Raw genomic sequence first — 7,424 nt, forward strand, 5'->3', positions numbered from 1 at the left:
TCCCAGTTTTTACCGGTTGTGTCTGATAAAAACCATCGGTAGCTTAATTTCGACAGGCTGGTATCTATTGGCTTATGGGTGGCGGTAATTACATTTTTTACGGTTAGCTCGCCAGAAAGGGTAAGTTGTTTTACCTGCGCCATGCTCATAGAACCAATCAGCAGGGTTGCCGGCAATAAGAGTTGTTGCATTCAAAAAATTTAGTCTCAATGTACCTTTTAAAACAACCTTTAACTTATCAAAAACTGCGTTCCGTTTGCTCAGAGTTTATTTTCCCAAGCCAATAACCTGGAAACAATTTCCTCGGTCGACCTGCTGAAACGAACAAAACTTTGGTCATCAGCAAGCTTTTGATACAGGGCAATGTAGTCAGCAATAAATCGAATCGGGTCTTTAACCAGCAAGGCGGCTATGGCTTCGTTGCCCTGGTGTTGGGCGATTTTTTTAGCCATTTCATAACCGACAAAATAACTGGTTTCATCAAAGGCTGTTGAAAATCCAATATCATAAGTGGCCTGGTAATTGGCAGTAGAATCATGGTATTGCCTGTAAAGAAGGGCTTCCAGCAATTGAAAATTCTGGTACCTGCGCGCACGATTTTTCTGGTACTGGCCAGCTTGCTCTTTTGAAAATTCTTTTAGGTCTTTTATGGCAGCCATATCGCCTACAAAATTGGCAATGCCTTCTGCCCATAAATTGTACAGGAGGTAATAGGTTGCTTTCTCTGGATAGGTTATTTTTTTGTCGTCTTTTTGATACACCCTGCTACTTTGCCCTATATCCTGTAAGCTATGGTAAAGTTCATGTGCTACCAGGTATTGCAACCCTTTGATATCATCGCCGATTTTCTGAAGGGCCACATTAAAACTGGGATCATTGCCAATTGTAAACCCGAGTGAGCCACCTCCTGCCAGGAAACAGGCTTTGGCGGCTGCTTTCAGTTCCTTTGGCAGATATGGCTGGATAATTGCTTTTACCTCCTCAATAAATACCCTGTTGTTGCTGCGGATATAGTTCAGCAGTTGGTTAATTTCCGGCAATTTTTCTTTAACCAGTTTCCAATTGTATTCATCTCGTCCTTTTATTGTACCGGTTTCGATGATTTCTTTGAGTGTATTTATAAATACGTCTTCCCCTGCACCACTATAACCTTTAACTTTTTTAATAAGCAATTGGTTGCCGTATAAACCGGCGGCTTTTTTAAGCTCAATGGTATCTGCTTTTTTCTGCGAAAGCAGCTGGCATATTTTTTCTGCACTTGCCATATCTATTGAAACAGAAAGCTCCTGGGCAAAAGCTGGGGTAGAAAAGCAAAAAATTAATAGGTATATAAGTCTTCGGTTCATACGTAGAATGATTGTAGAATCCATAATTTAACCAGGTTTACTGTTTATTATAAGGTATATAATTTTCCCATTGCCAGGGGGTATACCTGTCTCCGATAGCATAATCCAGCAGCTCTTTAAAAATGCTTTCACCAGTATCGTTATTGGTCATAATCAGCAGGGCTATTTTTTTATCTGGAAAACAGATGGAATAATGCCCCCAGCCATCATCATGCCCTTCTTTAAAAAAGGCCCGTCCATAGGGTGTATGAAATACCCCAACGCCCAATCCATAACCGAGCTGTATGGAGTCATTATCTGCAGCATCTACCAGTGCCAGCGGACCAAACTGCGCCTTGGAGCGGATGCGAATTTGGGTAGATGTCATGGTTCTGAACATGTTTTCTGATAAACCATGTCCATTGATAAAAGCGCTATAAAAACTGGTATAATCGTCTAGTGTAGTAGTCATGGAGCCACCTGCGCTGGCTTCCTGCCATTTCATTAATTCGTAGGGTTCACCGTTGGCGGAGTGCCCGTAGGCGATGTTTTTATCAAAGGCTGCCTGCCAAACCTGGCTGGTATTTTGCATCCGCAAAGGGCCAAAAACCCGCTCTTTTGAGATGGTTTCATAGTCTTTTTGAAGAATTTGTTCTAAAACCCATTGCAGCAGGTAAAGGCCTTCGCCGGAATAACTGTACCGGGTGCCGGGTTCGAATTTGATGGAGAGTTTTTTGTCCGGTTCAAACCAGCGCCAATTGGGAAATCCGGTACTGTGGGTAAGGCAGTTTCTTGCTGTTATTTTTTTATAACGAGTATCTTTTTTCAGATCCTGGTATCCTCTGTTCCATCCGCGTATGGTATAATCAGGCAGGGGTTTGTTCAGGTAATGAACCAGCGGGCTGTCCAAATGGATTTTTTTTTCTTCCACCAGTTGAAGTACAATATACGCGAACACGGTTTTAGCCAGTGATGCTGCATACATTTCCGAATAGGGCTGTAGCGGAATTTTTTGTTGAACATCCGCGTAGCCAAATGTTTTGGAGTAAACCGGCTTATTCTCATTGAAAACTGAAATCGCCAGGCCGGAAACACGGGCCGTTTTCATCAGGTAATTAATTTTCGCCGTTAGGCTGTCTGCGGGAAAACTGCTGCCATTAATTCGATGAATGGTCTGCGATAAAACGGTAATAGGAGCTGCTAGTATTAGAAGTAAGTACCGAAATTTCATGATTGCTAATATAACTGTTTTAGTAGTTAAAAACGGGCGGGTAGCAATTTTTCAGGACTATAACCCTGCTTTATTTTCCTGCCAAATGATTAAATTTATGGAAAGCAATTTGCTCTGAACAACGATGAGCTATATAGATTATTATAAAATACTCGGGCTGTCAAAAACGGCTACGGAAGAGGATATCAAATCGGCTTACCGCAAGCTGGCAAGAAAGCATCACCCAGACCTTAATCCCAATGACCCGGAAGCTGTAAAACTTTTCCAGCAGATCAATGAGGCCAATGAGGTTTTGAGCGATCCGGAAAAACGGAAAAAATACGACCAGTATGGTGCCGACTGGAAACAGGCGGAACAATTTGAAGAAGCAAAAAAACGTGGTGGGGGCAGTGGCTTTACAGAAGACTATTCCGATTTTTTTGCTTCCATGTTTGGCAATGCCGGAGGAGGGGCAGGTGGGCGCCGGCAGTCAAAATTCCGCGGTCAGGATATCCATGCTACCTTAACCCTGAACCTCTCTTCTGTCTATCATACCCATCAGCAAACCTTTTCTGTAAATGGGAAAAATATACGTATTACCATACCGGCAGGCATTGAACAGGGCCAGGAAATAAAATTGGCAGGGCATGGGGGAGCCGGCGTTAATGGAGGGCCGAACGGCGATTTATACATCAGCTTTGAGATCAGGAACGATACGGTATTTCAGCGTAAAGGAAATGATCTTTACCTGGATCATCCGGTATCTGTGTACAAAGCGGTATTGGGAGGAGAAGAAACGATTGAAACCCTGGGTGGAAAACTTAAACTGAAAATAGCCCCCTTAACCCAGAATAATACCAGGGTGCGATTGAAAGGGAAGGGGTTTCCAGTGTATAAACAAGCAGGCCTTTTTGGTGATTTATACATAAGCTGGCAGGTTCAGCTGCCCACCCGGCTTAGCGAAAAAGAGAAACAATTATTTGAAGAACTGGCAGCATCCGCCAATAAAGCGTAGCACCATGGAACAGATCAATAAAATAAGCCTTCCTGAATGTTGTACCTACTATAACATTGAAGCTGGTTTTTTGCAGCAACTGGGAGATCATGGCCTGCTGCAGTTCTTTTCATATGAAGAAGAATCTTATCTTACGCATGACCAATTGGCTGACCTGGAGAAATACATACATTTCTATTATGAACTGAACATTAATATGGAGGGTATGGAAGCCATCAAACATTTATTGGGAAGGATCCTGCAGCTACAGCAGGAGCTGAAACAATACCGGGCCCAACAAGTTTATGCAGGTGAATAACAGGTAGAGCAACTGGGGCAGTATAAACCGGTTGAACGCAGTTAGTTTAAGCAATAACGGAGTCCGAGACTTAGTAGGCGGATCCGGGCTTTTTTTCCCGTATAATCCTGCCCGTTCTCTTCGTATAATTTGGTTAGAAATTGCTGGCCTGTCAGGTCCAGGGAAAATTTACGGCTAAGCTGGTAGGCTGCATGCAATTGAATGGCTGCGCCAAATTGCGTAAAAGGATCTTTGTCGGTTGATTTTGTAACCGTTGTATGCAGGATATTAGGCCCTTGCCCCGGACCGGGCTGCATTCGTACTTCATATTCTGGGTAATAGTAGCGGACATTGATTAGTTGTTGCAGGGAAGCCCCGGCGCCCAGTTTCAATTTGGGCAAAAGTTCATACATAATGCCGGCTTCCAATCCTATGAAACCCAGTGAGGCCTTGCCAAGTTTGTCTGGGTCGCCCGTTGTTGTGGGGTCAATAAGTACCGGTCCTGTTCCAAAAACCGGCAGGCCGTTTCCACTGAGCCCTGGTATGGCATAACCAATACCGTTGTATTCCATCTCGAAGCCGGAAATATTGCTTTCACTAACGGTGGTTCCTTTAACCTTGTTTTTTTGTTGGTACCGGATATAGGAATAAGTAATTGCAGCATTTAGCTGCCATCGTTTGGCTATTTCCCGGCTTGCACCGGCTTTAATTCCCCAGCCGGGTTGACTGGAATAAGCAGACCTGGATTCAAGTCTGGTAGCATTGGGATTTGGCGCAAATTCATTGATGAACTGGCCGTTGTATGTTGATGTAGGTAAGATCGAAAGATTGCCGCCAAACTGTACAAAATACCTTGTTTGTCCATTTGTGGTACTGAAAATGCCCAGCATAAGTACCACTACCCAGCCCTTTTTCATAAAATGGTTTTAAACATCAATTATAGTTAATATTTGGAAACGATCGGCATGATTTTGCTATTCCGGAAACCGCTGTCTGTACCGATGAATTTGATTTGTTGACTGTTTAGGTGTTTCCGGAAGCATATAAGTGTATTTTGTACGGCGATTGCAGCATCCGTGATAGGCCGCCCACCAGGGGTAAATTCCAGCTATTGAAGAAACTATCAAAATAGGCATTCAACGGCTGCCCTGTCCTCTAAAAGATAGTTCCCGGCTGTTCGTCTGCGTTAGTGCAGCCGATGAACTGGCCAGGGCTTCCCGCTACCGAGCTATAGCGCTGTGGCAGGAAGAGGCAGCAGAGATAATTCCTGTTTTTAAAGGATAGTTTGCCTTAATTTTTGAATAAATTTTTAAATTCGGTCCTACTCATTTTTAAAAGATCGTATGGTTAAGAATTTTTCGATTGCAATGGCCTTGATGCTGGCGGTAGTACTCCAGGTAAGCGCTCAAACAGTAGCACCCATCGACAGTGACCCGGCCCTGGTGCCGCAACCTGCCTCGCTTAAAGTAAATACCGGGCAGTACCTGATCACCGAATCCACCCGCATTGGTTACGCAGGGAAAGACAGCCAGGTAGTAGCAATGGCAGAAGGCCTGGCAGCTTATATTAAAGCTAAATCAGGCTTGCAATTAACGGTTATGCCCACGGTACAACCCCTTTACAATATGATCTTTATCGGTATCGGCCAGGTGCCCGATTCACTGGGTAGGGAAGGGTATACGCTCAGTGCCGACAAAGCCCAGGTTACAATCAAGGCAAAGGCAGCAGCCGGTTTATTTTATGGCACACAAACCCTATACCAGTTGATTAAACTGGAGGTACAGAAAAAGCTGCCCATGATGAGTATTCCCCTGGTTCAGATCAGCGATAAACCGCGTTTTGAATGGAGAGGTTCTATGTTGGATTGCGGCCGGATTTTTTATTCGGTGGATTTCATCAAAAAATACCTCGATTATATGGCCATGCACAAGTTGAATACTTTTCATTGGCATTTGACCGAAGATCATGGTTGGCGCATAGAAAGCAAAAAATATCCCCTGCTCAATGAAATAAGTTCCTGGAGAGCAGGTACCCAGTTTGACCATTCGCCCGACCGGCAAATTAACCCAACCCCGCACGGCGGTTATTACACACAGGACCAGATCCGTGAAATTGTACGTTATGCTGCAGAGCGGTACATTACCATTGTGCCGGAAGTAGAAATGCCGGGACATACGCTGGCGGTGCTGGCGGCCTACCCGGAACTGTCCTGTACTGGCGGGCCCTTTAAAATGCCTGTTCAGTGGGGCATCCAGGACGATATTTATTGTGCCGGTAATGAGCAGACCTTTGAATTCCTGGAAGGCATATTGACGGAGGTGGTGGAATTGTTCCCTGGAAAAATAATTCATATTGGTGGAGATGAAGCGCCCAAAAAACGCTGGAAGGAATGTCCGAAATGCCAGGCACGTATACAGGCCGACAGTCTTAAAGATGAACATGAACTGCAATCTTATTTCATAAAACGTATAGAAAAATTCCTGCAAACGAAAGACCGGTCTATTATCGGGTGGGATGAAATACTGGAAGGCGGTCTTGCGCCCAATGCAGCGGTTATGTCCTGGCGCGGTATCCAAGGCGGTATTGAAGCTGCCCGACAGAAGCACCCGGTGGTAATGACGCCCACTGATTTCATGTACTTCGATTATTACCAGGGAGCCCCTTACCTGGAGCCGGTGGCAATTGGTGGTATGCTTACTTTGGAAAAGGTTTATTCCTATGAACCTGTGCCGGCAGAGCTGAGTGCTGCCGAGCGCAAGTTCATCAAAGGGGTACAGGCCAATATCTGGTCAGAGTTTATTCATACGCCTGATAAAGTGGAATACATGGCTTTTCCCCGGTTGGCGGCAATGGCTGAGCTGGCCTGGACGCCTGCAACGCGTAAGAATTGGGAACAATTTATCAAGCGTATGGAAACCCAGTATAAGCGCTATGACGAGGCAGGAATAAATTATTCCAGGGCTGCCAAAAATGTCTGGCAGCAAGTGGAGCTGGATAGCCTTTCCAATACAGCCATGATCCGGCTTCAAACACAAAGTTATCAACCAGAAATTCGGTACACTACAGATGGAAATGAGCCAACCAAATCATCTACTCTTTATACTGAGCCCTTTCCGCTTAGTTTACCGGGTACGGTTAAAGCCGTAGTTTTTGAAGGTAATAAACCCGTCGGTAAAATCAGTATACAAACCGTATTGGCACCTGCTTTAGGTGAACGTTTTTAGAGTAAGAAACGTTGATACGATTATTTACCATTTTTTGATATGAATAGTGATTGGCGCTTTACTACGAAATTAGTGTCGAAGTTTAACCCCGCATTTAAGGATGATAGGGGGAGCAGTCTTAGGGAAGACTGGTTGGGTTTTTTTCAAATAGGAAAAAAGTTTTATGATGGAGAATTGACTTTTCAATCCTATTTGATAACTGAGGAGAAATATTGCAAGGCTGCCATCCTTTTTTTTCAGTTTCATAATTGTAATAAGGTCATTGTAAAGAACTTAGAGAAGAATGATTCTTCAGGATACAACTATGAAGATCGCCCTGATTTGATATGCCTATATGACGCTATTGATGAAGGAACGATTATTTTAGTGGAGC

Annotated in this window: 8 protein-coding genes; 4 read left to right on the top strand and 4 right to left on the bottom strand. The window is 44.2% G+C overall.

What is annotated here, in order from left to right:
* From A1D16_RS08095 to A1D16_RS08105, 3 genes are all read right to left on the bottom strand, one after another.
* Positions 1-191 (bottom strand): hypothetical protein (locus A1D16_RS08095; protein WP_290708856.1); only part of this gene is annotated, 191 nt, incomplete at its 3' end.
* A gap of 69 nt (positions 192-260) precedes the next feature.
* Positions 261-1,346 carry a DUF5700 domain-containing putative Zn-dependent protease gene (locus A1D16_RS08100; protein ID WP_290708857.1) on the bottom strand — a complete coding sequence of 362 codons (1,086 nt, stop codon included), beginning with the start codon at positions 1,344-1,346 and terminating at the stop codon, positions 261-263.
* Positions 1,347-1,383: 37 nt separating this feature from the next.
* Entirely contained in the window at positions 1,384-2,556 is a 1,173-nt protein-coding gene (locus A1D16_RS08105) for a serine hydrolase domain-containing protein (RefSeq protein WP_290708858.1), read from the bottom strand.
* 124 nt (positions 2,557-2,680) lie between these two features.
* On the opposite strand from A1D16_RS08105, the gene A1D16_RS08110 reads away from it, so the two are divergent.
* Together A1D16_RS08110 and A1D16_RS08115 are read left to right on the top strand one after the other, a co-directional pair.
* On the top strand, positions 2,681-3,550 hold the full coding sequence (locus A1D16_RS08110) for a J domain-containing protein (protein ID WP_290708859.1): 870 nt from the start codon (positions 2,681-2,683) through the stop codon (positions 3,548-3,550).
* Between the two features lie 4 nt (positions 3,551-3,554).
* Entirely contained in the window at positions 3,555-3,848 is a 294-nt protein-coding gene (locus A1D16_RS08115; protein ID WP_290708860.1) for a chaperone modulator CbpM, read from the top strand.
* A 41-nt stretch (positions 3,849-3,889) separates the two neighbouring features.
* Here the strand turns inward: A1D16_RS08115 and A1D16_RS08120 are convergent, their stop codons facing one another.
* Positions 3,890-4,744, bottom strand: coding sequence for a hypothetical protein (locus A1D16_RS08120; protein ID WP_290708861.1), 855 nt, complete (start codon positions 4,742-4,744; stop codon positions 3,890-3,892).
* 426 nt (positions 4,745-5,170) lie between these two features.
* On the opposite strand from A1D16_RS08120, the gene A1D16_RS08125 reads away from it, so the two are divergent.
* Positions 5,171-7,051 (top strand): family 20 glycosylhydrolase, encoded by a 1,881-nt coding sequence (locus A1D16_RS08125; RefSeq protein WP_290708862.1) that lies wholly within the window; start codon positions 5,171-5,173, stop codon positions 7,049-7,051.
* Positions 7,052-7,090: 39 nt separating this feature from the next.
* Positions 7,091-7,424: hypothetical protein (locus A1D16_RS08130; RefSeq protein WP_290708863.1), on the top strand; the 334-nt coding region annotated here is incomplete at its 3' end.

Origin of the sequence: Flavihumibacter sp. CACIAM 22H1 (assembly GCF_001601815.1) — a bacterium.
GTDB lineage: Bacteria > Bacteroidota > Bacteroidia > Chitinophagales > Chitinophagaceae > Flavihumibacter.